This window comes from Janthinobacterium sp. FW305-129 (assembly GCF_020858115.1).
Classification (GTDB): Bacteria; Pseudomonadota; Gammaproteobacteria; order Burkholderiales; family Burkholderiaceae_D; genus Janthinobacterium.
In genome coordinates this window covers 1-23,552 of the sequence record NZ_JACYMM010000011.1, presented here as the reverse complement: position 1 = coordinate 23,552, position 23,552 = coordinate 1, and the positions used below count along the sequence as shown (strand labels likewise).

Genomic DNA, 23,552 nt, shown 5'->3' with positions numbered 1-23,552 from the left:
CAAAACAGGCATAACAGGTGCAACAGGCATGACCGACCCGCATCGCTGCGCTGCATCCGGTTTGACTGGCCCTGCACCATGACACCCTCCCTGGACGGCGCGATTGCAAGTCTCGCCATCGTCCATTCCCATACCTTAGCCCCGCCAGGCAGGCAGCGTTTTGATAAATCGCAAGCCTGGCCACGCTGGCGGCCCCTCTCGCCGCAGCCGGGGCCGTCGCGACTATTCCCTTGCCGCATGTTCACCCGCGCCGCGAAGGCGCTACAATAGCGCTTCCCTTTTCCCTCGCAGAAGAAATCACCATGGCCGTCAATTCCCCCAAGCCCGTCGCCGCCGACTTGAAAGCCGTCGCCGGCATTGAAATCGGTGTTGCCGAAGCCGGCATCAAGAAACCCAACCGCAAGGATTTGCTGGTATTGAAACTGGCGCCGACGGCCACCGTGGCCGGCGTGTTCACCCTGAACCGCTTCTGCGCCGCGCCCGTGCAAATCTCGAAAGCCAACCTGGCGGCAGTGACGGCCGGGGCCGCGCCGATCCGCGCGTTGCTGGTCAACACGGGCAACGCGAATGCGGGCACGGGCGAATCGGGCCTGGCCGATGCGCAGGCCAGCTGCGCCGCGCTGGCCGAGCTGCTGGGCTGCACGCCGCAGCAAATCCTGCCGTTTTCCACCGGCGTGATCCTGGAACCCTTGCCCGTGCAGCGCCTGGTGGCCGGCTTGCCGCAAGCCGTGGCCGCGTTGACGCCTGATAACTGGTTTTCGGCCGCGGAAGCCATCATGACCACCGACACGCAGCCGAAAGCGGGCTCGCGCACCGTCACCATCGGCGGCCATGCGGTCACCCTGACGGGCATCAGCAAGGGCGCCGGCATGATCAAGCCGAACATGGCCACCATGCTGGGTTTCCTCGCATTCGACGCCACCGTAGCCCAGCCCGTGCTGGACCAGTTGGTGAAACAGGCGGCCGACAAGTCGTTCAACTGCATCACCATCGACGGCGATACGTCCACGAATGACTCGTTCATGCTGGTGGCCACGGGTGCCGGCAGCCTGGTCATCGATTCCATCGATTCGCCGCACTACGCTGAACTGGCCGCTGCCGTCACCGAACTGTCTACTTTTCTCGCGCAAGCCATCGTGCGCGACGGCGAAGGCGCCACCAAGTTCATGACCGTGACCGTGGAAGACGGCCGCAACGTGGAAGAATGCCGCAAGATCGCCTATTCCATCGCCCATTCGCCGCTGGTGAAAACGGCCTTCTTCGCCTCCGACCCGAACCTGGGCCGCATCCTGGCCGCCATCGGCTATGCGGGCGTGGACGACCTTGACGTGGGTCAATTGAATTTGTACCTGGACGACGTGTGGGTGGCCAAGAACGGCGGCCGCAACCCCGATTACCAGGAACAGGATGGCCAGCGCGTGATGCAGCAAAGCGAAATCACCATCCGCGTGAAACTGGCGCGCGGCGATGCTACGGCCACATTGTGGACGTGCGACTTGTCGCATGACTACGTGTCGATCAACGCCGACTACCGCTCATGACCGCCCTCGATCAATTCCTGATCCGCGCCGAGCGGGTACTGGCGCGCCTGGAGTCGATCTTGCCGCCGGCCTTGCCGGCGACCGACTGGAACAGCTTTGCCTTCCGCTGGCGCCGGCGCCAGGGCGCCGCCAGCCATCTGCAGGCGGTGGCGCACGTGTCAAACATCGCGTTGGATGACTTGCACAACATCGGCACGCAAAAGGCGCAGATCGAGCAGAACACGCGCCAGTTCGTCGCCAGCCGTCCCGCCAACAACGTGCTGCTGACGGGCGCGCGCGGCACGGGCAAGTCGTCGCTGATCAAGGCCTGCCTGAACCAGTTTGCCGGCCAGGGCTTGCGCCTGATCGAAGTGGATAAAGCAGATCTTGCCGACTTGCCCGACATCGTCGACCTTGTGGCGGCGCGCCCCGAGCGCTTCATCATCTTTTGCGACGATCTGTCGTTCGAAGAGGGCGAAAGCGGCTACAAGGCGCTGAAAGTGGCGCTCGACGGCAGCATCGCCGCGCAATCGGACAATGTGCTGATCTACGCCACCTCGAACCGCCGTCACCTGATGCCGGAACGCATGTCGGACAACACCAGCTACAAGACGGACGACGATGGCGATTTGCATCCGGGCGAGACGGTGGAAGAGAAAATCTCGCTGTCCGAGCGCTTCGGCCTGTGGCTGTCGTTCTATCCGTTCAAGCAGGATGACTACCTCGATATCGCGGCCCACTGGCTGGCCTCGTTCGGCTGCACGCCGGAGCAGATCGGGCAAGCGCGCGGCGATGCCCTGCGCTGGGCCTTGCAGCGCGGTTCCCGTTCGGGCCGTGTCGCCTGGCAATTTGCGCGCGATTATGCTGGGAAACTACCTGCGGGAAAGTTGCCGCAATGAGCGAAGTGAAAGTGACACCGGTGGACGTCGCCGTCGGCATCCTCATGAAGCCGAACGGCGACGTCCTGCTGGGCCAGCGCCCGGCCGGCAAGCCGTATGATGGCTATTGGGAATTTCCTGGCGGTAAAGTCGAACCGGGTGAAGCCATTTTGGATGCCTTGAAACGCGAGTTTGTCGAGGAGCTGGGTTTATACATCGACAGCGCCGAAGCCTGGTGCGGCGTCGAATATGTGTATCCGCACGCCCATGTGCGCCTGCATTTCTATATCAGCCGCGAATGGCGGGGCGAGCCGCAAAGCCTGGAAGGGCAGGCGTTCGCCTGGCAGGGCACGGTGGGCGTGGAACCTTTGCTGCCCGCCACCATTCCTCTGCTGGAATGGCTCGACGAGGTACGCCGGGAATCGCTGGCTGCCTGAGCATGACTTGCGCCGGTATGCCGCCCCTGTGCTGCGCTGGCGCAAGCCTGTTTCGTCCTTCCCTTGCATCGCCGGTGTTTTGCGCTACAGTGCTCTCATGACGCACTGGGGGAACTCGCATGGCGCTGACCCTGACCTTCACCGATATCGATGAATTGCTGCTCGCGGCGCTGCATAAGCGTGCGCGCGCCCATGGGCGCAGCATCGAGGAAGAGCACCGCGACATCCTGCGCAGCGCCCTGCGGCCGTTGCCGAAGCGGCCGCTCGACGACATCTTGCGCGCCATGCCGGACGTGGGATTCGACACGGATTTCGAACGCCGCTCCTGACGCGCCATGCCCGGCTACCTGCTTGATACGGATGTGATCGTTGCTGCGCGGAAAGGCAGCGCTGCGCCGGCGGGCGTGGCCGCCATTTTCGAGCGGATCGCCCCGGAAGAGCGTTACGTGCCGGTGCAAGTGATCGCCGAGTTGCGCGCAGGCATACAGTGCAGCTGGCGGCGCGAAGCGGCGCTGGAAGCACTGGCCCTGGAAGGCTGGCTGGAGGCTGTGCTGGCAGAGTATGCGCCCCGCCTGCTGGAATTCGATCTCGATTGCGCGCTCGTGTGCGCCCGCCTGCATGCTGGCCGTAGCCAAGTGCCGGGCGTGGACAGGCAGATTGCGGCGATGGGCATCGCCTATGGCTTGACGGTGGTCAGTGGACGGCTTGCTAGCTTCTTGATGCAGGGGCTGCGCCTGGAAAATCCGTTTAATTGAAGCTAATTGCGGCTTACTGCGGCTTGTTGTCTTCGTCTGCCAATGGATCTTCGAACGGATCGGCGGCGGGGATCGTGTATTTCTCTTCGGCCCAGGCACCCAGGTCGATCTGCTTGCAGCGTTCCGAGCAGAAGGGGCGGAATTTGTTGGCTTCAGTCCATTCGACTTTGGCGGCACAGGTAGGGCAGTTAACGACGGTCATGGCGATTACAGTTAAAAATTACAGAGCGTGAGCTCGAATGGTACATCGTCTTCCAGCGGCTTGGGTTTCAAGTCGCCGCCCTGGGTGGTGAAGCGCACCCACAGCATATATTTATTGGCGGAAATTTCCGGGATGGCGCCGCTGTTTTCATCCAGACTCAGGCGCAGCATCTGGTACACCTTGCCTTGCAGCATTTGCTGGTAGCTGCCGCCATTGGCGATCAGTTTCACGGGGCCGCCGGAATCGCGCAGCAGGCGCAAGACGAGGGCCAGCGCATCGAACAGCGGTGCCAGCGGGGCGAACCAGGCGTGGATATCGGCCAGGCGCTGCTCGCAGCTGCGTTTTTGCCAGGCAAAGTAGGACGGCAAGTCGAATTCGCAGGCGCCGCCCGGGATGATGGTGCGGCCGCGGATGCTCATCAGCCATTCATTGTCGCGGATATTCTGGCCCGTCTTGCCTTGCGCCGCCACCAGGGCGCCGCTGACGCTGTCGAGTTCACCGAGGATGGCATCGAGGGTTTCCGGTTCTACATTCGGATTGCTGCGGTAGCCCAGCAGGCTCTGGCGCTGGCGCTCGAGTTCCTGCAGCAGGTCGGACTTCAGGTCGGCGCGGCCCGCCACTTCGAGCATGTCGAAAATGGTTGCCAAGGCAACATGGTGCTGCATTGCATGCTCTTGCTGGATGAAGAACTTGAATTTGTCGTACAGGTCTTCCAGCCGCAACAAGGTACGTATGCGTTCGTTGAAAGGGTATTCGTAGACAATCAAAATAATTCCCTTAAGTAAGGACCTGCAAACAATCCCGTGATTTTGAACCAAGCGTCGACAAATTACAAACGTTGCGACCCGATTCCAGCCATTCTTTTTGAAAATGCCAGATATAAATCGTGCAACTGGGCAATCTGCGGCGCCAGGGCAGCCAAATCGCCATTATTGTCGATCACATCGTCCGCTGCCGCGAGGCGCATGGCGCGCGTGGCCTGCGTGGCCATGATGGCCTTGACTTGTTCTTCCGATAAGCCATTGCGCGCCATCACACGCGATATTTGCAAACTTTCCTCGCAATCGATGACCAGCACGCGGTTGACCCGTTCCACCCAACCGCCGGACTCGACCAGCAGGGGCACGGCAAAGATCACATAGCTGCCCGTTGCTGCGGCGGCCGCCTCCAGGGTGGCCTGGCGGATGCGCGGGTGCAGGATGGCTTCCAGTCTGGCCTTGGCGGCGGCGTCGGAAAACACGAGGTTGCGCATTTTGGTGCGGTCGAGGGCGCCGCGCGCATCCGCGTAGTCGGGGCCGAATTCCGCCACCAGGGCTGGCATGGCCGCGCCATGCGGCGCCGTCAGGCTGTGGGCGATCTGGTCGGTATCGACGATGGAGGCGCCGCGCGCGGCAAACAGGTCGGCCACCGTGCTCTTGCCGCAGCCGATGCCGCCGGTGAGTCCGATGCTGAAATAGGGGGCGTTGTGTAATTGCATGTGTGTATCCATAAGGGGCCGGTCAGCCGGTCAGGCCCAGCGTGAGCCGCGACAGGGGCGTGCCGTACAGCAGCGCGATCAGGCCCGCCGCCGCCAGGTAGGGACCGAAGGGAATCGGTTTGTCGCGCCCCCGCTTGGCAAACACGATCAGGCCAATGCCGACCACGGCGCCCACCAGCGACGACAATAATATGATCGTCGGCAACATGGTCCAGCCCAGCCACGCACCTAGCGCCGCCAGCAATTTGAAGTCACCATAGCCCATTCCCTCCTTGCCTGTCGCCAGCTTGAAGGCCCAGTACACGGCCCACAGGGCCAGGTAGCCGGCGGCCGCGCCGATGACGGCGTCCTGCAGCGGCACGAAGGTGCCGTTGATATTGACCAGCAAACCCGCCCACAGCAGGGGGAAGGTGAGGTCGTCCGGCAGCATTTGCGTATCGGCATCGATGAAGGTCATGGCGATCAGCAGCCAGGCAAACACCAGCGTCGCCAGGCCCGTCCAGCCGCTGCCGAAGTGCCAGATCAACAGGGCCGACAGCGCGCCCGTCAATAATTCCACCAGCGGGTAACGCGCGGAGATCGGCGCCTTGCAGGCGCTGCATTTGCCACGCAGCAGCAGGTAGCTGAGGACGGGGATGTTTTCCATGGCCGTGATGCGGTGGCCGCAGGCGGTGCAGTTCGAGTGCGGCAGCATCAGGTTGTAGCGGTCCGTGTGCGGCAGGGGCAAGCCGCTTTCCTCCGCCACGTAGTTATCGGAGTCGCGCTGCATCATTTTTGGCACGCGGTGGATCACCACATTCAGAAAACTGCCGACGATCAGGCCGAACAGGGCGGCGACGAGGGCGACGGGAAGATTGCCGGGCGCGGCGAACAGCAGGGTATCTTGCAGCATGGTGAACTTGTCTGAGGGGATGAATGTGCCGCGCAAACATTGCTTGGCACTGCAGCAGTGTAAAACATCCGCCGGCGCATGGGGACGTTTTGCGTCGACATGTCTTCAAATCACGGCGCCCAGCTTGAAAATCGGCAAATACAAGGCGATCACGAGGGAGCCGACCAGCACGCCCAGCACCACCATCAGCGCCGGCTCCAGCAGCGTGGCAAGGGTGGCCACGGTGGCATCGATATCGGCCTCGATGATATCTGCCGCGCGCGACAGCATGGCGTCGAGCGCGCCCGATTCCTCGCCGATCAGGGCCAGTTGCGTCAGCAGCGGGGGAAATACGCCGCTGTGCTCCATGGCCAGCGCCAGGCTGCCGCCGGCGCGGATTTCCCGTTCGATGCTTGTCGTCGCTTCCTGGTACAGCGCGTGGCCGGCGGCGGCGCCCACCAGGCCGAGCGAATCGAGCAGCGGCACGCCGGCGGCGAACATGGCAGCCAGGGTGCGCGTCCAGCGGGCGATCGCCGCTTTGCGCTGGAGCGGGCCGAACACGGGCAGGCGCAGTGCCCGCAGTTGCGTGTTGCGCCGCCAGGCGGGCCAGCGGCGCCAGGCCAGGTGCAGCAGCACGCAAGCGAGCACGAGCGCCGCCAACAGAGCCAGCCAGTAATGGACCAGGAAGGCGGACGCGCCCATGACGAGCAGGGTAGGCAGCGGCAACGGTGCGCCGAAGCTGTCGAAGACCTGGCGAAAGGCGGGCACGACCACGCTCATGATGATGGCCGTGACGACGATGGCGACGAGCACGATGACCAGCGGATACATCAGCGCGCCGCGCACCTTCCGCCGCAGAGCGATGGCCTTTTCCTGGTGCGTGGCCAGGCGCGCCAGCAAGTCCTGCACGATGCCGGCCTGTTCGCCTGCCGCCAGCAGCTTGCAATACAGCTCGTCAAACAGCAGCGGGAACTGGCGGAACGCCTGCTGCAGGCTGCTGCCCGCTTCGATGTCGTGGCGCAAGTCGCGCATCAGCTCGGTGACGGCCGGTTTGGCGTGGCCCTTGCCGGCGATGTCGAAGGCGTGCAGCAGCGGCACGCCGGCCGCCATCATGGTCGACAGCTGGCGTGTGAACAGGGCGATATCCTTGCGCGTGATGGCCTTGCCCGGCGCGCTGCGCGCAGCCCGCACACGGGTGGCCAGGATGCCCTGGCGGCGTAGCGCGAGCGTCGCCGCGCCGGCATCGGCGGCGCGCAAGACGCCTTCGGCCGCCTTGCCATGGCGATCCGTGCCCTTCCATGCAAAGCGCCGCTCGGCCGCCATGTGCACCTCCTGCCGTCACGGTAGCAGCGTCAGGCAAGAGTACCAGCCGTACTGGCGGCAAGCTTGATGTGGCTCAGCCTTTTGTGGTTTGCACTTCCGTCTGTACAACGGCCTGGGCTTTCACGTCGGCCGCATCGTCCTCGTCGCTGTCCGTGCCCTTGCTGATGCTTTCGCCATCGTCGCGGCGCAGGGTCCAGAAGGTCAGCGAGGACAGCACCGTCAGGGCGGCCAGGGTGAGGAAGGCGTGGTGCAGTGCCGTGCTGAGCATGGCGCGGTCCGACTGCGGCATGTCGCCCAGGTACCAGCCCGTGATCAGCGAACCGAAGGCGAGGCCAAAGCTCATCGACAGTTGCTGCATCGAGCTGGCGATGGTGCTGGCCATGCTGGAATCGGCCTTGTCGACGTCGGCATACGCGATGGTATTCATGCTGGAAAATTGCAGCGAATTGAAAAAGCCCAGGCACAGGCTGATGGCGACGATCACATACAGGGGCGTGCCCGCGCCCACCTGCGAAAACATGGCGATGGTAATGCCGATCAGCACGGTGTTGACGATCAGCACCTGGCGGTAGCCGAAGCGGGCCAGCACGCGCGCGGAAATGAATTTCATGCCCATGGCGGCGGCGGCCGACGGCATCATCAGCAATCCCGATTGCCAGGCGGGCAAGCCCAGGCCCAGCTGGTACAGCAGCGGCAACAGGAAGGGCAGGCCGCCCACGCCCAGGCGCGTGACGAAGCCGCCCACCACCGAGACGCGGAAAGTGCGGATCTTGAAAAGGGCCAGGCGCAGCAGCGGGTGCAGCACTTCGCTCGAATGCCAGGCATACGCAGCCAGCAGGCTGATGGAAATGAACAGCAGCACGGCAAACGAAGTACCGTCGATGCGGTGTTCGCCGAAGATTTCCAGCAGCCACGACAGCAGCGCGATGCCCGTGCCGAACAGCACCAGGCCGATCAGGTCCAGCGGACGGGGCTTGTCGCCGTAATAGTCGGGCATGTAGCGGTGCGCCAGGTACAGCGCCGCCAGGCCGACAGGCACGTTGACGAAGAAAATCTCACGCCACGACAGCCAGTGGACGATCAGCCCGCCCACGGTAGGCCCCAGCAGGGGCCCGATCAGGGCGGGGATGATGACGAAATTCATGGCCGCCAGCAATTGTGACTTGGGAAAGGTGCGGATGATGGTGAGCCTGCCCACCGGCATCATCATGGCCGCGCCTACGCCCTGCAGCAGGCGCGCGGCCACCAGCATGGGCGCATTTACGGACAGGCCGCACAGGATGGAGGCGATGGTGAAGATGGCAACGGCGGCGGAAAACACGCGCCGCGTGCCGAAGCGGTCGGCCATCCAGCCGCTGATGGGGATACACACGGCCAGGCTCAGGATATAGCTGGTGACGACGGCCTTCAGGCTCAGCGGCGTCACGTTGAGGCTGGCGGCCATGGCGGGAATGGCGGTGTTGACGATGGTGGAGTCGAGTTGCTCCATGAACAGGGCGGTGGCGACCACCCAGGGAAGATAGCTTTTAATCGGGGAACTGGTCATGGATGCGAGCCTGAGGAGGTAAGACGGAGCCGACAGTACGATGAATTGTCACATAAATGGCGCAGGCTTGCCGCCCGCGCCGTTCATTCTGGCATCGACTCGGGGGCAGAGTCCATGGAACATTTGTTCCATGGCAATAGATTACTGGCAAGGCTAGCATGTGTTTTCCGGCAGCTCCCGCCTCTCCTTCCCGAAAGTCATGCCATATGAAAAATGCACTTACCTTCCTTGCCCTGAGCGCCGCCCTGTCCGCCTGCGGCGGCGGCGGCGATCACGCTGCGCCGGAAGCGCCAGTCACGCCGCCCGTCGTGGTCACCCCCGTCGCCGATCCCGTGACGGTCGCCTCGCAAGCGGTCGCGGCCCAGGCTGGCCTGGCCGTGATCGCCGGCGCCAATGCGGACGAGACGGTATATGACGTAGCGGCCGATATCGGGGACACGTGGCGCATCGCGTTCGACAGCGCAAAGAAAACCTACGTCATCCGCGTGCTGTCGACGCAGTTCGGCTTGAGCGACCGCAGCGGCAGTTTCAGCGCTGTCACCGTCGGCAATCTCACCACCTATACGGCAACGGATTTCAGCGTCACCGTCGATGCGCGCACGCGCCTGCTGACAGGGACGGTGAAGCTGGGCAGCATGAATTCCAACGTCAGCGGCAGTGGCTATACCGCCACCGACGTGGCCAAGCTGGCCGGCAGCTATATCTTCCTGGGCGCCATGCGCAATGCCTCGAATGGTGGCGACCGCTTCAATCCGAAGGGCAGCCTCACGGTGGCGGCCGATGGCAGCGCGCAACTGTGCAATGGCGGCGTGTTCAATGCGCAAGGCGTGTGCTCTGCGGTATCGCCGCAGCTGGAAGCGGAAAACGCCAGCCTGACCCTGGTCAAGGATGCAAAGAACGGTTTGCTCGTCGCCCGCCAGGGCCAGCAGGATTTCGGCATTGTCCACGTGCATGCCGGCGACCGGGGGCTGGCGCTGTTCATCGACCGCTACAGCCGCAACCAGCAGAACGTGCTGCGCGTGGGCACCATCGTCGCCGCCAAACAACAGAAGATCGGCACTGAAATCGCCGGCAGCTACGCCTGCTCGGCACCGGGCATCAGCGCGAAAATCGAGATTGCCGGCAGCACCGCCACCCTGACGAATAACACGAGCGGTAAGACGCATGCGGAAACCATCACCGTCAACAAGCTGGGCCTGGGCGCGCAGGCCGTCGATTTCGATGGCATCGCCGTGTTCAAGGACCCGGCCGACGTGCCGGCAGATTACTCGATGTTCATGCCGGTGTCGTCGAGCATGGCGGTCGAGTTCTCGACCGACCGCACGTACATGGGCACGTGCCTGAAAAAGTAATCGCTAGCGTTTGAGGTGATCCAGGGCGGCCAGCAGCGGAATGGCCGCATCGGCGATGCGCTCCAGGCTGGCCTCGCGCAGGGCGGCGGTGTCCACCGTGTGGCCGGAGTCCAGCCCCGCCCAGCGCAGCAGCGCCGAACACGCGGCGGGCGTGTCGAACATGCCGTGCAAGTAGCTGCCGAGGATTTGCCCGTCGTCCGACACGGCCCCTTCCGGGCGGCCGTCGATGACGAAGGCCGGCTGCGCCAGCGCCGCGCCATGCGAGACGCCCATGTGGATTTCATAGCCTGCCACCGGCGCATCGGCCGCGCCGGCAAACGCGCATTGGCCGCGCACTTGTTCCAGCCGCTTGTCGCTTGTTAATTCCGTCACCAGGTCGAGCAGGCCCAGTGCCTTTGATTCTCCCGCCGCGCCTTCCACGCCCAGCGGATCGCGCACGCTCTGCCCCAGCATCTGGAAGCCGCCGCAGATGCCGAGCACCTTGCCGCCATAGCGCAGGTGTCTGGTCAGGTAGGCGGGCCAGCCTTGCTGCTGCAGCCAGGCCAGGTCGCCCCGCGTGTTCTTGCTGCCTGGCAGGATCACCAGGTCGGCCGGCGGAATCGGCTGGTCCTGTTTGATGAATTGCAGGTCGATGCCGGGGTGGGCGCGCAGCGCGTCGACATCCGTGTGGTTGCTGATGCGCGGCAGTTGCGGTACCACCACCTTGAAGGCGCCGCGTTCGGCTTGCGTCGCTTCGACGGCGTCTTCCGCGTCGAGGAACAGGCCTTGCAGATAGGGCAGCACGGCCAGCACGGGCTTGCCCGTCTGCTGTTCCAGCCAGTCGATGCCGGGCGTGAGCAGCGAGATGTCGCCGCGGAAGCGGTTGATGACGAAGCCGAGGATGCGCGCCCGCTCGCTGTCGGACAAACACGCCAGGGTGCCGATGATGTGCGCGAAGACGCCGCCCCGGTCGATGTCGGCCACCAGGATCACGGGGCAGTCGACGGCTTCGGCAAAGCCCATGTTGGCGATGTCGCGCGCGCGCAGGTTGACTTCGGCGGGGCTGCCCGCGCCTTCGACGATGACGGCGCCGTATTGCTGGCGCAAGCGCGTAAAGGACTCCAGCACGGCGCCCATCGCGATGGTTTTATATTGCTGGTAGTCGCGCGCATCCATCTCGGCGCGCACCTTGCCGTGGATGATCACCTGCGCGCCCGTGTTCGACGATGGTTTCAAGAGCACCGGATTCATGTCCGTATGCGGCGCGATGCCGCAGGCCAGCGCCTGCAGGGCTTGCGCGCGGCCGATCTCGCCGCCGTCGCTCGTCACCGCGCTGTTCAAGGCCATGTTTTGCGGCTTGAACGGCGCCACCGTCACGCCACGGCGTTTCAACAACCGGCACAGCGCCGCGACGACGGTGCTCTTGCCCGCGTCGGACGTCGTGCCCTGCACCATCAGGACGGGAAAGGGAAGCTTCATGCCTGCTGCTCCTGCCAGGCTGAGATGATGTCGCTGATCTGGCGCAGCCCTTCGGTAATCGCCGCCGGGCCGGGCGACAGGATGTCGGGCGACTTGATCTCGAACAGCATCTGGTTTTTCACGGCGGGAATCGCATCCCAGCCCGGGCGCGCCGCCAGCTGCGCCGGCTGGAACTTCTTGCCGCACCAGCTGGCGAGGATGATGTCGGGCGCGCGTACGAGCACGTCGTGGGAATCGGCGATGATGCGCTCCTTCGCGCCGGGCTGTACGGACAATTCAGGGAAGGCGTCCGTGCCGCCGGCGATCTCGATCAGTTCCGCCGCCCAGCCGATGCCGCTCATCAGGGGATCGTTCCACTCTTCAAAATACATCACGGGCTTGCGCGTCCAGGCGGCGGCCCGGGCCCGGGCGGCGGCGATGTCCGCGCGCAGGCTGGCGATCAGCAATTTGCCCGCTTCCTCGCGCCGCACCAGCGCGGCCAGCACGCCGATCATGCGCAGGATGCCGTCCACCGTGCGCTGGTTGAACTGGTGTACTTCGATGCCGGCCTTGACCAGGTCGCGGCAGATATCGGCCTGCATGTCGCAAAAGCCGATCACGAGGTCGGGTTCCACTGCCAGGATGCGTTCCAGGTTCGTGGACGAAAAGCCGCTGATCCTGGTTTTTTCCTCGCGCGCCCGTGGCGGGCGCACGGTAAAGCCGGAGATGCCCGCGATGACGTCCTCGGCACCCAGCGCGTACAGCGTTTCCACGGCTTCCGTCGACAAACAGGCGATGCGCTGGTAGTGACTCATTGAGCCGCCTTGCCGCTACGGCGCTGGCGAGCCACTTCCAGCTGTTCGCACATGGCGGCCGTGCCTTCGATCATGCGCGGGCCGGCGCGGTTCAGCAGGTCGCCATTCAGGCGGAACAGGTTATTCTTGCGCACGGCCGTCATCGACGGGAAGGCGCGCCACATGGCCAGGCCGCCTTCGCTGCGCGGGTCGCTCTTTTCGCTGGTGCCGAAGATGACTTCCGGGTCTTCCTGCAGCACGCCTTCCGGCGTGACGACGGGCGCCACCACCTTCATCGCGGCGAACACATTCTGGCCGCCGCATACGCGCATCGAATCGCTGATGATGCTCGCGCCGCTCAAGGTATATAGAGGTTTGTCCCACACCTGGTAAAACACGCGCACGGGCGGGCGCTGCGCGTATTGCGCCGTCAAGCTGGCCAGCTTGGCGCGCAGCTGGGCGGCGGCCGGCTTAGCGGTTTTTTCCGTGCCCATCAGCTGGCCCAGGCGTTCCATGCTGTCGGGGATATCGGCCAGCTTGCGCGGCTCGCTGTGATAGATGGGCACCTTCAGCTGGCGCAGCATGGCGATCTGGCGCTCGGCGCTGCCATGCATCCACACGACGATCAGGTCCGGCTTCAGGGCAATGATGCGTTCCATGTCGTACTGGCGGTTGTCGCCCACTTGCGTGATTTTCTTGGCCGCTTCTGGGAAGTCGCTGTAGCTGACGACGCCGGCGATCTTGTCGCCGCCGCCAGCCGCGAAAAGCAGTTCCGTGACGTGCGGCGCCAGCGCCAGGATGCGCTGCGCCGGTTTTGCCACGGTGACGGTATTGCCGTCGTCGTCGCGCACGCTGATGGCGGCATGCGCCTGCAGCGAGATAAGTCCGGCCAGCAGCAGTGCGGTTTTCAAGTAGTTCATAAGGGCTTCCATGCGGTGAGGGCCTGCTGCAGGCGCAGCCAGGCATGTTCGTCGGGGGGCAGGCCCAGGCGGATGCCGTGGGCAGCGTGGCGGAACAGGCGCACCCAGATGCCCGATTCTGCCATATGGCGCCAGAGCGCCTCGGCGCGTGCTTCCGGCCACCATTGAAACAGCGCCGTGCCGCTGCTGGCGATGCCGTGTGCGGCCAGCAGCTGGTGCAGGCGGGTGCCTTCACCGCGCAGGCGCTCGCGCATCGTGTGCTGCCAATGCGTGTCGGTGAGGGCGGCCAGCGCCACTTGCTGTGCCGGGCCGCTGACGGTCCACGGACCCAGCATGTCGGCCAGCTGCGTCAGCAGCGCGGGATGGGCGGCGACAAAGCCCAGGCGCAGGCCCGCCAGGCCAAAGAATTTGCCCACCGAGCGCAGCACGATCAAGCCTGGCCGATGCGTATGGGCACCCAGGCTGGCCTGCGCTTCCGTGTCGCCAAACGCTTCGTCGACCACCAGCCAGCCGCCGCGCGCGGCCAGCTTGCCGGCCCACTCCAGCAGCTGTTCCGGTGCGATGCGATCGCCCGTGGGATTGTTCGGATTGCAGACGACCAGCACGTCGCAGCCGTCCACCGCAGCGGCCAGCTGCGCATACGGCACTTGCCGCAATTGGTGGCCGTGCTGGCCCCAGTGGTGTGCGTGTTCCGCATACGAGGGCGCGGCCACCACCACGCGTGACGGTGGCCGCAGCCGGGGCAGGGCCTGGATGGCGGCTTGCGTGCCCGCCACGGGCAGCATGGCCGGTGCGTCGTAATAAGCGCAGGCGGTGGCCGCCAGCGCGGGATCGGCCTCCGGCAGCCGGTGCCAGGCGTTGGCGTCGGGTGCTGGCGCTGGATACCAGTGCGGGTTGATGCCGGTCGACAGGTCGATCCAGTCGGCGATCGGCCGCCCATACTCGCGCGCGGCGTCGTGCAGATTGCCGCCATGTTCAAGCAAGATAGGCCTCCCGCATGCAGGAGAGGCCCGCCAGCAGCGCCACCCAGATCAGCCACAGCACGGCCGTTTCGGCCACCAGGCGCCAGGCGCGGTCGATGTCGCGCGCTTCGGCGGGACGGCCGCGGCCCAGCGGCGGGCGGCGCTCCAGCGCGCCGTCGTAGATGGCGTCGCCACCCAAGGCCAGGCCGAGGGCGCCGGCGCCGCTGGCCATCACGGGGCCCGCGTTCGGACTGCCCCAGTTGGGCGCCTGCGTGCGCCAGCATTGCCAGGCGCGCTGTTTGTCCGCCATGCTCTTGCCCAGCATGACATAGGAGAGGGCCGTCAGGCGCGCCGGCAGGTAATTCAATATGTCGTCGATGCGCGCGGCGCAGCAGCCGAACCAGTCGTAGCGCGCATTGCGGTAGCCCCACATGGCGTCGAGGGTATTCGCCAGCCGGAATAGTACGGCGCCGGGGCCGCCCGCCACGGCAAACCAGAACAGGGTGCCGAAGACGGCGTCGTTGCCGTTTTCCAGCAAGGACTCCGTGCTGGCCTTGGCCAGGCTGGCCGCGTCGGCGTTGGCCGTGTCGCGGCTGACGATGCGCGCCGTCAGCAGGCGCGCGTTGTCCAGGTCATCGATGGCCAGGGCGTCGGCAATCGGCTGATTGTGGTCGCGCAGGCTGCGCAATCCCAGGCACAGATACAGCAGGAAGACGTGCAGCGCCGCGCCGGCCAGGCCGCACAGCCACCAGGCGGCATAGCTGATGGGCAGCACGGCCAGCGACCAGGCCAGCGCGCCGCGCAGGAAACGCCCACGGCTCCGGTTCAGCAGGCGCTCCAGCGCGCTGGCGAGGCGTCCAAAGCCCACCAGCGGATGCCAGCGGCGCGTTTCTCCCAGCAGCATGTCGAGCAGCACGCCCGCCGCCATCAAGGCGGCCAGCATAGGCAGCGACAGGCCGCTCAGCATGGGCCGCCTTTCAGGTACAGCGGCAGGCCGGCGGCGACAAAGACAGCCTTGTCGCACACGGCGGCCACGGCCTGGTTCAAGCGGCCCGCTTCATCGGTGAAGCAGCGCGAGATGGCGCCATACGGCACGATGCCCATGCCCACTTCGTTCGAGACGAGAACGAGGTCGCAATCGGTATCGCCGATTTCGGCCAGCGCGTACAGCAGGCGCGCGCGCTCGCTGTGGAACAGTTCGGGCAAGGCTATGTCTCCCACGTCCGGATACGTCTCGCCGCTGGAAAACATCAAATTCGTCAGCCACAGGGTCAGGCAGTCGATCAGCAGCAGCCGGCCGGGCCGTGCTTCCCGCAGGATGGCGTCGCCCAGGCGCAGCGGTTCTTCCAGTGTCGCCCACCCGGCTGGACGCTGCGCGCGGTGATGCGTGATGCGCGTGGCCATCTCGTCATCGCCCGCCCGTGCGGTGGCGATGTAGACCACTTCCTTGCCCGACTCGCGGGCCAGCTTTTCCGCATGGGCGCTCTTGCCGGAACGGGCGCCACCGAAGACCAGGGTGCGCGTCATGGCGCTGTTACCACTCGGTGCCGATTTGTGCGCCGATGCCGGCCGCATAGGCATGCTTGACGACGGCCATTTCGGTGACGGTGTCGGCGATGGCGATCAATTCATCCGGCGCGCCGCGGCCCGTGATGACCACGTGCTGCATGGCCGGGCGATCGAGCAGATCGGCGATGACCTTGTGCACGTCGAGGTAGTTGTACTTGAGGGCGATATTGAGTTCGTCGAACAGCACCAGGCCATAGCTTGGGTCGGCCAGGAAGGTCTTCGCCTGCTCCCATGCCAGTTCGGCTTTTTCGATGTCGCGTTCGCGGTTTTGCGTTTCCCAGGTATAGCCTTCGCCCATCGCATGAAAACTGATTTCGTCGGGGAAGCGGCGCAGGAATTTTTCTTCGCCCGTCGACATGGCGCCCTTGATGAACTGCACCACGCCTACCTTCATGCCGTGGCCCATGGCGCGGATGGCCATGCCGAAGCCGCTCGAACTCTTGCCCTTGCCGTTGCCCGTGTTGACGATGATGATGCCGATTTCCTTGTCGGCCTTGGCGATGGCCGCGTCGATGATGGCCTTCTTTCTCTCCATGCGCACGCGGTGGCGTTCGTTGATGGCAGCGGTATTGGCAGCGGTGTCCGCGTTGATGTTGTCGTTCATGTCAGTCCTCTTTCGGTATGAATATCTTGCGTTTGCCGTGATCGATGATCTCGATAGGGTGGCCCAGGTAGTCGCCCAGGATGGATGCCTGCATCACCTCGACCACGGGGCCGGCCAGCCAGCCGCCATCGCCCATCAGCAGCAGCGCATGGGTCGAGACGCTGTGCGCCAGGTTCAGGTCATGCCCCACCATCACTACGGTTTTATTCTGTTCGCGGCACAGCCTGGCCAGCAGGCCCATGACGCTGACCTGGTGCGCCAGGTCCAGCGCGTTGGCCGGTTCATCCAGCAGCAGCAGGGGCGTGTCCTGTGCCAGCATGGCGGCGATCGCCACGCGCTGGCGTTCGCCGCCGGACAGGCTGCGCACGTCGCGCTCGGCCAGGTGTTCCACTTCCATCGATGCCAGCGCCGCCAGGGCGATGCGCTGGTCGTCGCTGCCTTCCCAGTAATGGTTGTCGTGATACGGATGGCGCGCCGACAGCACCGTTTCGATGACGCGGTACGAGAACGCGTCGTGGCGCGCCTGCGCGAGAAAGGCCCGTTCGCGCGCCAGTGCTTCCAGTGGCCAGTCGACCAGGGCGCGGCCCTGTATCGTCACGTGGCCGGCATCCGGTTCGCGCAAGCCGGCCAGGGTGCGCAGCAAGGTGCTCTTGCCTGCGCCGTTGCGGCCGATGATGCTCCAGCATTCCCCATCCCTGATTTGCCAGGTGAGGTTTTCCACGAGGGAGCGCGTGCCTGCCTTCAGGCCCAGTTGGTAGGTGCGTATCATATTGGCATCATCCGCGGCGCAATCGGTGTAACTGGTACAGGAAGACGGGCGCGCCTATCATGGCCGTGACCACGCCGACGGGCAGCTGCAAGGGCGCCAGCACGGTGCGCGCAAGCGTGTCGGCCAGGACGAGAAAGGTGCCGCCGGCCAGCGCGGCGGCCGGTATCAGCAGGCGGTGGTCGGGGCCGCAGGCAAAGCGCAGCGCGTGCGGCACGATCAGGCCGACGAAGCCCACGCTGCCGGCGCTGGTGACGGCGCTGGCCGTGAGCAGGCCGGAACAGAAGAACAGTCCCTTGCGCAGGGCGCCCACGCGCACGCCCAGGGTGCTGGCAGCTTCCGCGTGCAGGGCCATGACGTTCAGCGAGCGCGCGCAGCGCAAGGCGAAGGCCATGGCGCCGGCCAACACCAGCCAGGGCATCAGCCGCGCGGGCGCGCCGGACAGGTCGCCGATCATCCAGAACACCATGCTGCGCAAGCGGCTTTCCGGGGCGATGGACAGCATCAGGGTGACGATGGCCATGCAGGCCGAGGCCAGGATCACGCCCGTCAGCAGCAACAGCGAGGCGCCGCCTTCGGCCGCCGTGCCGCCGCGCAGGTCGCGGCGCGCAAAAAAGTACAGCAGCATGGACACGCCGACGGCGCCGCCAAAGGCAGCCGCGTCGACCACCCACAGCGCGCACATGAACAGCAGCGCGGCCAGCGCGCCGACGGAAGCGCCGGCGGAAATGCCCAGCACGTAAGGATCGGCCAGGGGATTGCGCAGCAGCGCCTGCATCATCAGGCCGGCCAGCGACAGCGCCGCGCCGGTGACAAAGGCGGTCAGCGCACGGCCCAGGCGCAGGTCAAGCAGGGTGGCGGCGAGGGTGTCGGTCTTGCCCTGCACGACGTGGAACAGGGCGGAAGGCAGGTCGGCGAGCGGAATCGCGATCGAGCCGATCATGCCGGAGAAAATCAGGCTGGCAACGGCGCACGCGACCAGCACCGTGAGGATGACGGTGGCGCGGTGGCGCATATTGCGGAAAAATGGGTGCATGTACTGCCTTAAAAACGGGGACTGCAGAACTGCATCTGCGGGCGAGGGCGGCATGCCATCGCCCGCAGCTTACATCATTACATCATGCTTATTTCATGCCGTAGCGTACGCCAACGAAGAGGTTCGAGCCTGGCGTTGCATAGAAACGGCTCAGTTCATAGTCCTTGTTGGTGATGTTGTTCCAGCGTGCCAGCACCGACCAGTCACGTGCGAACTGGTAGGTGGTGTACAGGTTCAGCAAGCCATAGCCACCGAGGGTGGTCGTGTTGGCGGAATCTGCAAAACGTTTGCCCGACAACTGCCATTCCGTACCGGCGGTCAAAGGACCGGTTGTGTAATCGACGGCGAAATTGGCGTGCTTTTTCGCGCGGAGCGCCAGTTGCTTGTCGAGCGATTCATTGCGAGGATCTTGCAGGTCGATATTGCCACTGACGTTGAAGGCGCCGAATTTATGCGCGCCAGCCAGTGTCATGCCTTCGAGCAGACCTTTGTCGACATTCATGCTGCAGCCATAGCCTGGTTTCCAGCCAATCACCGGGCAAGCGTATACATAGTTGATCATATCGGTAATCTTGTTATGGTAGTAGATCGCGCTCAGTTGCGTCTGGCCGTCGTTGTAATGCAATCCAACTTCAGCATTGCGACCTTTTTCCGGCTTGTTCGTGGGGATGCCGGAGCCAGGGTAGTACAGATCGTTGAAGGTCGGTGCGCGGAAACTGGTGCCATAGCTGGCGTTGGCGCGCAAGGCGTTGCTGAAACGGTAGCCATAGGCGACGCTGCCCGTGTTGTGGATGCCGTAGACCGAGCTGTCGTCGCGACGGCCGCTGATGCTGGCCAGGTGGGCGCCTCGCACCAGGTTGTACGACGCTGCGAACGATTTGGTATTGCGTCCGCCGGACAGGCCTTCGAGCGAGCTCACGACGTCTTCGTCACGGTATTCACCCAGCAGTTGCAGTGTGTCGCGGCCGAGGAGAATATCGTTTTGCCAGCTGATGTCGCTTTGCTTGGTGTCGAACTGGCTTCTGCCGAAGGCGCCGTTGGCGGATACCGCGGTCAGTTTGTCCTTCGATTCTGCGTAGCGCAGCTCGCTGGTCCAGTTCGGCAAGAACTGGTTCTTCGTGAAGACCGAAATGCTTTCCTGCTTCTTGTCGTTGCGCGCGTCGAAGTTCAAGCCCGCATCGTATTGTGCATCCAGTTTGCTGTTCAGGAAAACCAGGCCGACTTCATGTCCCTTGGCCATCTGGTAGCCCAACTGGCCGCTGACGCTTTCCTTGTCGTAGCCGTCTTTATCGCCGTTATAGGAAAAATTACCAGGTTTGGTGGCGGAATATCCATCCGATTTTTCCTTGCCGGCGGTCAGCGCGTAGCTGAAACTGTTGTTGCCACCGGTAGAGCCTGCAACGCTGGCTTCCACCTGGCGGGTGTTGTCGCGGCCGTAGCCGGCGAAGGCGGAAAAGCGCGTCGCGCCGTCGCCTTTCTTGGTAAAGATCTGGATCACGCCGCCGACGGCATCGGCTCCATACATGGTGCTCAGTGGGCCGTAGACGATCTCAACGTGGTCGATGCTTGACAGCGGCAGGGCGCTCCAGCTGGCAGTGCCAGATGTGGCGGAGCCGATACGCACGCCATCGACCAGCACGATATTCTGGTTGCCGTTCGCGCCGCGGATGAATACGCTCGAATCGGTGCCTGGGCCGCCATAGCGATTGACTTCAATGCCGCGCTGCTTTTGCAGCAGGTCAATCAGCGTACCGGCGCCCGAGCGCGCGATGTCTTCCGAGCTGATGGTCTGCGTATCGCTCAAGACCTCGCTCAGGTGCTGCGGGTAGCGGTTGGCGGTGACGACGATGGGGTCGAAGGTATCTGGCGTGGCTTGGGCGAAAGCGGCAGGCGCGGCAATGGCTAGCGCGAGCGACGTGAGGGCCGCGTGGCGGGAAACAGCATGGGTCATGATAATTTTCAGTAAGTAATATGCAACCAGCCGACGTCCCCGTAGGCCAGATTGAACAGAAGTGGGAACTGAAGATGACGATCGAAGATGGCCATGGGCCATTCGGATCGCGAACATCCCCGTTCGCACACTTCCACCTGTCCTGGCCGGTATCCGGGCTGGCAAGTACGGCCATCCCACCTTCCCATGCTCGATGATTGCAAGCACAGTGGTTGTCAGAGATAGCTTGTCGCCCGCTTCTTGTCGGAGGGGGCGACACTTGCTTACCGTTGCGGGGGCAGCACACGTTCGCCGCGAGCGCGGCATCGTGTTTCCCGTTTAACTGCGCTCATGGATATGAGCGCGGGCACCAAAACCCCGCCATTATACGTGCAGCAGGCGTGGACTGAAATGGCCGGCTGGACGATTCGATATCAGAAATCGACGACGACCGTCGCACCGTAGGCGATTTTATGGACGGAACGGGCGGCCAGCAGGGCCGTTTCCTCCAATGGCAGCCGGGCCTGCAATACCGACAGCAGGCGGATGGTACCCGCATGGCAGATGATGACGGCAGTTTCGTGTTGTTCGCGCAACAGATCGCCTAAAAACGCATCGACGCGGACGGCCATCGCCAGCACATTCTCGCCGCCGCCGGGGTGGTACCAGGCCAGGTCGACTGCCCAGGCATCGATGTCCGCGCGCGCAATCGCGTGCCAGGGCTGCATTTCCCATGTGCCGAAATCCATTTCGGCCAGCCGGGCATCAAAGTGTAATTCGCTCGCGGGCAGATCCTGCGCCAGGGCAGTCGCCAGGCTGGCGCAGCGGCGCAACGGGCTGGCATACAGCGGCACGCCGGCCGGCAAAGTCGCTTGCAGGCTGGCGCGCGCTGCGGCCATTTCGTGCGGCGCCACCGCCACATCGCTGCGGCCATAGCATGTGCCGCTGGTGACTTGCGGCGCGGGGTGGCGGACGAGGATCAGGCGCATGGTGTTAGTAGAAGAAGCGTGTTTGCGGCTGAAAGCTGGACAGGATGGCCAGGTAAATCGCCACTTCCGCCACCTGCTGCACGGCGCCCAGGCAGTCGCCCGTGTAGCCTTGCAGGCGGCGCTGGCATTTGCGGCCCAGCCAGAGTGCGGCAGCTGCCGCCGCCACGATGGCAAAGGCCAGCGCGCCCCAGTCGACTATCCCCAGCAGGCCGCAGGCGATGGCTGGCAGCAGGGCGCAAAGGGAGGCGATGAGGAATTCACCCGTGCGCATTTCCTGTGCCATGGGCTTGGACTTGCCTTCGTCGCGCGCATAGTCCATGACCCAGATCAGCGAGACGGCGGCCAGGCGAGACAAAGGATGGGCGATGAATAATGTCGCCACCACCGTGGCAGGTGGCAGCGAAGCGAGCGTTGTGCATTTGATGGCCAGCAGGCAGACGATGCCGATGGCGCCATACGCGCCGATGCGCGAATCCTTCATGATCTCCAGCACCCGCTCGCGCGTCAATCCGCCGCCAAAGCCGTCGCACATGTCGGCGAAACCGTCTTCATGGAAAGCGCCCGTCAGGTAGATGCCGGCGGCGGCGGCCAGCAGCACGGCCACTGTCGAAGGCAGGAGCCAGCTGGCCAGCAGATACACGGCGCCGGAAATGGCTGCCACCACCACGCCGACCAGCGGAAAGTAGCGCGAAGCGTGCTGCAGCCAGGCCGGCTCGAAACCCACCCAGCGCGGGATCGGCAGGCGCGTGAAGAACTGCAGCGCGATGAAGAAGAGGCGGCACTGGTGGACTGCGGCGGAAACGGGGTTGGCCATGGTCTTAGTCTGGCGTGGACTTTTCGCTGACCTGGGCCGAGGCGAAGGTCGCCATCTCGCGCATGAAGTTGACGGCTGCGTGCAGCAGCGGCAAGGCCAGGGCCGAACCCGTGCCTTCGCCGAGGCGCAAATCGAGCTGCAGCAGCGGACGCGCACCCAGACAGGCCAGCAACTGGCGGTGGCCGTTTTCATCGGAGCAGTGCGAAAACACGCAGTAGTCGAGGATGGCGGGCTGCAAGCGGGCCGCCACCAGCAAGGCGCTGCTGACGATGAAACCGTCGATCAGCAAGATCATGCGCCTTTCGGCGGCTTTCAGCATGGCGCCGGCCATCATGGCGATTTCGAAGCCGCCGAAGGTGGCCAGCACGTCGAGCGGCTCATGGACTGCCGCATGATGGGCGACAGCCGCTTCGATCACCCGCTGCTTGTGCAATATGCCTTCCTTGGACAGGCCGGTGCCGGCGCCCACGCAGTCGGCGACCGGCTTTTGGGTCAGCTTGTGCATCAGTGCAGCGGCGGCCGTGGTATTGCCGATACCCATTTCGCCAAAGCCCAGTACATTGCCATCCAAGGTGGCGGCCAGGTCCATGCCCGCTTGCATGGCGACCAGGCATTGTTCCTGGCTCATGGCGGGTTCTTTGGCAAAGTTGCGTGTGCCGGGACCCTGCTTGCGGTCGAGCAAGCCGTCGCGCGGGCCGAAATCGTGGTTCACGCCGGCGTCTACTATATATAAGGCGCAATCGTTCTGGCGGGCAAAGACATTGATGGCGGCGCCGTTACCGAGGAAATTTTCCACCATTTGCCAGGTCACGCTTTGCGGATAAGCAGAAATGCCTTCCGCGACGACGCCATGGTCGGCCGCGAAAACGATGATAGCCGGTTGATATAGTGCCAGTTGCGTGCTTTGCTGGATCAGGCCGATCTGGCGTGCCAGGGTTTCCAGCAGCCCCAGGCTGCCCAGCGGCTTGGTCTTGCTATTGATGGCATGTTCGAGGGCGTTGGCCAGTGCGGGATTGGCGGTGGGGGCGATGTGTGGGATAGGCATGGGAGTCAAGGTAGATGCGGCAGGATATTGTCTGTACTACGATATCACACAGCAATATTTGCCCAGCTGCAAATTAGCCCTTGCGGCGCACACAGGGCAGGGCTATAATTCGCCCCCTCGCTGAACGACGCATGCAAATGCAGCGTGAAGCGAGAAAAAAGAAGGAGTTGACGGATGTAGTGAAATGCTTCATACTCTTCCTTCTTCGCAGCTGACAAACACAACGCTTTGTCGATAGCGCGAGAGTGGCAAATAAGCAGTACCGAATACAGTTCTTTAACAATTAACAGTCGATAAGTGTGGACATTTGATGTAGTGCAGCGCC

26 protein-coding genes and 1 riboswitch are annotated in these 23,552 nt (G+C 64.1%); of the genes, 6 read left to right on the top strand and 20 right to left on the bottom strand.

Features of this window, described 5'->3' with window-relative positions; genetic code table 11:
- Window positions 1-302 precede the first annotated feature (302 nt).
- From argJ to IGS61_RS21265, 5 genes are all read left to right on the top strand, one after another.
- The gene (gene argJ / locus IGS61_RS21285) at window positions 303-1,541 is read left to right on the top strand and encodes a bifunctional glutamate N-acetyltransferase/amino-acid acetyltransferase ArgJ (protein ID WP_230541469.1); all 1,239 of its coding nucleotides are present in this window, start codon (window positions 303-305) and stop codon (window positions 1,539-1,541) included.
- Window positions 1,538-2,419, top strand: a complete 882-nt coding sequence (locus tag IGS61_RS21280; RefSeq protein WP_230541468.1) for an ATP-binding protein — start codon at window positions 1,538-1,540, stop codon at window positions 2,417-2,419. Before argJ ends, IGS61_RS21280 begins: the two co-directional genes overlap by 4 nt.
- Window positions 2,416-2,835 (top strand): NUDIX domain-containing protein, encoded by a 420-nt coding sequence (locus tag IGS61_RS21275; RefSeq protein WP_230541467.1) that lies wholly within the window; start codon window positions 2,416-2,418, stop codon window positions 2,833-2,835. The genes IGS61_RS21280 and IGS61_RS21275 overlap by 4 nt, the downstream gene beginning before the upstream one ends.
- Before the next feature lie 119 nt (window positions 2,836-2,954).
- Complete coding sequence (locus tag IGS61_RS21270) at window positions 2,955-3,164, top strand: FitA-like ribbon-helix-helix domain-containing protein (protein ID WP_230541466.1); 210 nt, start codon at window positions 2,955-2,957, stop codon at window positions 3,162-3,164.
- A gap of 6 nt (window positions 3,165-3,170) precedes the next feature.
- Window positions 3,171-3,590 (top strand): PIN domain-containing protein, encoded by a 420-nt coding sequence (locus IGS61_RS21265; protein WP_230541465.1) that lies wholly within the window; start codon window positions 3,171-3,173, stop codon window positions 3,588-3,590.
- A gap of 13 nt (window positions 3,591-3,603) precedes the next feature.
- Here IGS61_RS21265 and yacG read toward each other — a convergent pair whose 3' ends face one another.
- The 6 genes from yacG to IGS61_RS21235 form a co-directional block, all read right to left on the bottom strand.
- Window positions 3,604-3,792, bottom strand: a complete 189-nt coding sequence (yacG, locus tag IGS61_RS21260) for a DNA gyrase inhibitor YacG (protein WP_101483945.1) — start codon at window positions 3,790-3,792, stop codon at window positions 3,604-3,606.
- 11 nt (window positions 3,793-3,803) lie between these two features.
- Window positions 3,804-4,559 (bottom strand): cell division protein ZapD, encoded by a 756-nt coding sequence (gene zapD / locus IGS61_RS21255; RefSeq protein WP_230541464.1) that lies wholly within the window; start codon window positions 4,557-4,559, stop codon window positions 3,804-3,806.
- 62 nt (window positions 4,560-4,621) lie between these two features.
- A complete protein-coding gene (gene coaE, locus IGS61_RS21250; protein ID WP_230541463.1) occupies window positions 4,622-5,269 on the bottom strand; it encodes a dephospho-CoA kinase in 648 nt (215 codons plus the stop codon).
- 22 nt (window positions 5,270-5,291) lie between these two features.
- Window positions 5,292-6,161: a prepilin peptidase gene (locus tag IGS61_RS21245; RefSeq protein ID WP_230541462.1), complete on the bottom strand. Its 870-nt coding sequence runs from the start codon at window positions 6,159-6,161 to the stop codon at window positions 5,292-5,294.
- A gap of 105 nt (window positions 6,162-6,266) precedes the next feature.
- Window positions 6,267-7,463, bottom strand: a complete 1,197-nt coding sequence (locus tag IGS61_RS21240; protein ID WP_230541461.1) for a type II secretion system F family protein — start codon at window positions 7,461-7,463, stop codon at window positions 6,267-6,269.
- 73 nt (window positions 7,464-7,536) lie between these two features.
- Entirely contained in the window at window positions 7,537-9,009 is a 1,473-nt protein-coding gene (locus tag IGS61_RS21235; RefSeq protein ID WP_230541460.1) for a DHA2 family efflux MFS transporter permease subunit, read from the bottom strand.
- 206 nt (window positions 9,010-9,215) lie between these two features.
- Between IGS61_RS21235 and IGS61_RS21230 the strand changes: the two genes are divergently transcribed.
- Complete coding sequence (locus tag IGS61_RS21230) at window positions 9,216-10,361, top strand: hypothetical protein (protein ID WP_230541459.1); 1,146 nt, start codon at window positions 9,216-9,218, stop codon at window positions 10,359-10,361.
- Between the two features lie 3 nt (window positions 10,362-10,364).
- On the opposite strand, the gene IGS61_RS21225 is transcribed toward IGS61_RS21230, so the two are convergent.
- The 14 genes from IGS61_RS21225 to IGS61_RS21160 all read right to left on the bottom strand — a co-directional run.
- Window positions 10,365-11,819, bottom strand: a complete 1,455-nt coding sequence (locus IGS61_RS21225; protein WP_230541458.1) for a cobyric acid synthase — start codon at window positions 11,817-11,819, stop codon at window positions 10,365-10,367.
- On the bottom strand, window positions 11,816-12,613 hold the full coding sequence (locus IGS61_RS21220; RefSeq protein ID WP_230541457.1) for an ABC transporter substrate-binding protein: 798 nt from the start codon (window positions 12,611-12,613) through the stop codon (window positions 11,816-11,818). Before IGS61_RS21220 ends, IGS61_RS21225 begins: the two co-directional genes overlap by 4 nt.
- Window positions 12,610-13,512: a cobalamin-binding protein gene (locus IGS61_RS21215; RefSeq protein WP_230541456.1), complete on the bottom strand. Its 903-nt coding sequence runs from the start codon at window positions 13,510-13,512 to the stop codon at window positions 12,610-12,612. Before IGS61_RS21215 ends, IGS61_RS21220 begins: the two co-directional genes overlap by 4 nt.
- Window positions 13,509-14,495, bottom strand: coding sequence for a threonine-phosphate decarboxylase CobD (gene cobD / locus IGS61_RS21210; RefSeq protein ID WP_230541455.1), 987 nt, complete (start codon window positions 14,493-14,495; stop codon window positions 13,509-13,511). Before cobD ends, IGS61_RS21215 begins: the two co-directional genes overlap by 4 nt.
- Window positions 14,488-15,441 (bottom strand): adenosylcobinamide-phosphate synthase CbiB, encoded by a 954-nt coding sequence (gene cbiB, locus IGS61_RS21205; protein WP_230541454.1) that lies wholly within the window; start codon window positions 15,439-15,441, stop codon window positions 14,488-14,490. Before cbiB ends, cobD begins: the two co-directional genes overlap by 8 nt.
- The gene (cobU, locus tag IGS61_RS21200; protein WP_230541453.1) at window positions 15,435-16,001 is read right to left on the bottom strand and encodes a bifunctional adenosylcobinamide kinase/adenosylcobinamide-phosphate guanylyltransferase; all 567 of its coding nucleotides are present in this window, start codon (window positions 15,999-16,001) and stop codon (window positions 15,435-15,437) included. The genes cbiB and cobU overlap by 7 nt, the downstream gene beginning before the upstream one ends.
- Window positions 16,002-16,008: 7 nt before the next feature.
- Complete coding sequence (gene cobO / locus IGS61_RS21195; RefSeq protein WP_230541452.1) at window positions 16,009-16,647, bottom strand: cob(I)yrinic acid a,c-diamide adenosyltransferase; 639 nt, start codon at window positions 16,645-16,647, stop codon at window positions 16,009-16,011.
- Window position 16,648: 1 nt separating this feature from the next.
- Window positions 16,649-17,416 carry an ABC transporter ATP-binding protein gene (locus IGS61_RS21190; protein ID WP_230541451.1) on the bottom strand — a complete coding sequence of 256 codons (768 nt, stop codon included), beginning with the start codon at window positions 17,414-17,416 and terminating at the stop codon, window positions 16,649-16,651.
- Window positions 17,417-17,423: 7 nt separating this feature from the next.
- Entirely contained in the window at window positions 17,424-18,449 is a 1,026-nt protein-coding gene (locus tag IGS61_RS21185) for a FecCD family ABC transporter permease (protein WP_230541450.1), read from the bottom strand.
- An 88-nt stretch (window positions 18,450-18,537) separates the two neighbouring features.
- A complete protein-coding gene (locus IGS61_RS21180; RefSeq protein WP_230541449.1) occupies window positions 18,538-20,517 on the bottom strand; it encodes a TonB-dependent receptor domain-containing protein in 1,980 nt (659 codons plus the stop codon).
- A 10-nt stretch (window positions 20,518-20,527) separates the two neighbouring features.
- Window positions 20,528-20,769, bottom strand: a riboswitch (cobalamin riboswitch).
- Window positions 20,770-20,813: 44 nt separating this feature from the next.
- Window positions 20,814-21,368, bottom strand: a complete 555-nt coding sequence (locus IGS61_RS21175) for a histidine phosphatase family protein (RefSeq protein ID WP_230541448.1) — start codon at window positions 21,366-21,368, stop codon at window positions 20,814-20,816.
- Window positions 21,369-21,372: 4 nt separating this feature from the next.
- Entirely contained in the window at window positions 21,373-22,182 is an 810-nt protein-coding gene (locus tag IGS61_RS21170; protein ID WP_230541447.1) for an adenosylcobinamide-GDP ribazoletransferase, read from the bottom strand.
- 4 nt (window positions 22,183-22,186) lie between these two features.
- A complete protein-coding gene (cobT, locus tag IGS61_RS21165; protein WP_230541446.1) occupies window positions 22,187-23,227 on the bottom strand; it encodes a nicotinate-nucleotide--dimethylbenzimidazole phosphoribosyltransferase in 1,041 nt (346 codons plus the stop codon).
- Between the two features lie 44 nt (window positions 23,228-23,271).
- Window positions 23,272-23,552 (bottom strand): hypothetical protein (locus IGS61_RS21160; protein ID WP_230541445.1); only part of this gene is annotated, 281 nt, incomplete at its 5' end.

Excerpts from the sequence above, each read along its gene's own strand:
- IGS61_RS21175 (WP_230541448.1), bottom strand. The coding sequence starts at position 21,368 with ATGCGCCTGATCCTCGTCCGCCACCCCGCGCCGCAAGTCACCAGCGGC.
- IGS61_RS21265 (WP_230541465.1), top strand. The coding sequence starts at position 3,171 with ATGCCCGGCTACCTGCTTGATACGGATGTGATCGTTGCTGCGCGGAAA.
- IGS61_RS21235 (WP_230541460.1), bottom strand. The coding sequence starts at position 9,009 with ATGACCAGTTCCCCGATTAAAAGCTATCTTCCCTGGGTGGTCGCCACC.
- IGS61_RS21270 (WP_230541466.1), top strand. The coding sequence starts at position 2,955 with ATGGCGCTGACCCTGACCTTCACCGATATCGATGAATTGCTGCTCGCG.
- cobO (WP_230541452.1), bottom strand. The coding sequence starts at position 16,647 with ATGAACGACAACATCAACGCGGACACCGCTGCCAATACCGCTGCCATC.
- IGS61_RS21180 (WP_230541449.1), bottom strand. The coding sequence starts at position 20,517 with ATGTTCGCGATCCGAATGGCCCATGGCCATCTTCGATCGTCATCTTCA.
- IGS61_RS21225 (WP_230541458.1), bottom strand. The coding sequence starts at position 11,819 with ATGAAGCTTCCCTTTCCCGTCCTGATGGTGCAGGGCACGACGTCCGAC.
- IGS61_RS21190 (WP_230541451.1), bottom strand. The coding sequence starts at position 17,416 with ATGATACGCACCTACCAACTGGGCCTGAAGGCAGGCACGCGCTCCCTC.
- IGS61_RS21245 (WP_230541462.1), bottom strand. The coding sequence starts at position 6,161 with ATGCTGCAAGATACCCTGCTGTTCGCCGCGCCCGGCAATCTTCCCGTC.
- cobT (WP_230541446.1), bottom strand. The coding sequence starts at position 23,227 with ATGCCTATCCCACACATCGCCCCCACCGCCAATCCCGCACTGGCCAAC.
- IGS61_RS21240 (WP_230541461.1), bottom strand. The coding sequence starts at position 7,463 with ATGGCGGCCGAGCGGCGCTTTGCATGGAAGGGCACGGATCGCCATGGC.
- yacG (WP_101483945.1), bottom strand. The coding sequence starts at position 3,792 with ATGACCGTCGTTAACTGCCCTACCTGTGCCGCCAAAGTCGAATGGACT.
- IGS61_RS21220 (WP_230541457.1), bottom strand. The coding sequence starts at position 12,613 with ATGAGTCACTACCAGCGCATCGCCTGTTTGTCGACGGAAGCCGTGGAA.
- IGS61_RS21275 (WP_230541467.1), top strand. The coding sequence starts at position 2,416 with ATGAGCGAAGTGAAAGTGACACCGGTGGACGTCGCCGTCGGCATCCTC.
- IGS61_RS21170 (WP_230541447.1), bottom strand. The coding sequence starts at position 22,182 with ATGGCCAACCCCGTTTCCGCCGCAGTCCACCAGTGCCGCCTCTTCTTC.
- coaE (WP_230541463.1), bottom strand. The coding sequence starts at position 5,269 with ATGCAATTACACAACGCCCCCTATTTCAGCATCGGACTCACCGGCGGC.
- IGS61_RS21280 (WP_230541468.1), top strand. The coding sequence starts at position 1,538 with ATGACCGCCCTCGATCAATTCCTGATCCGCGCCGAGCGGGTACTGGCG.
- cbiB (WP_230541454.1), bottom strand. The coding sequence starts at position 15,441 with ATGCTGAGCGGCCTGTCGCTGCCTATGCTGGCCGCCTTGATGGCGGCG.
- IGS61_RS21185 (WP_230541450.1), bottom strand. The coding sequence starts at position 18,449 with ATGCACCCATTTTTCCGCAATATGCGCCACCGCGCCACCGTCATCCTC.
- IGS61_RS21215 (WP_230541456.1), bottom strand. The coding sequence starts at position 13,512 with ATGAACTACTTGAAAACCGCACTGCTGCTGGCCGGACTTATCTCGCTG.
- IGS61_RS21230 (WP_230541459.1), top strand. The coding sequence starts at position 9,216 with ATGAAAAATGCACTTACCTTCCTTGCCCTGAGCGCCGCCCTGTCCGCC.
- argJ (WP_230541469.1), top strand. The coding sequence starts at position 303 with ATGGCCGTCAATTCCCCCAAGCCCGTCGCCGCCGACTTGAAAGCCGTC.
- cobU (WP_230541453.1), bottom strand. The coding sequence starts at position 16,001 with ATGACGCGCACCCTGGTCTTCGGTGGCGCCCGTTCCGGCAAGAGCGCC.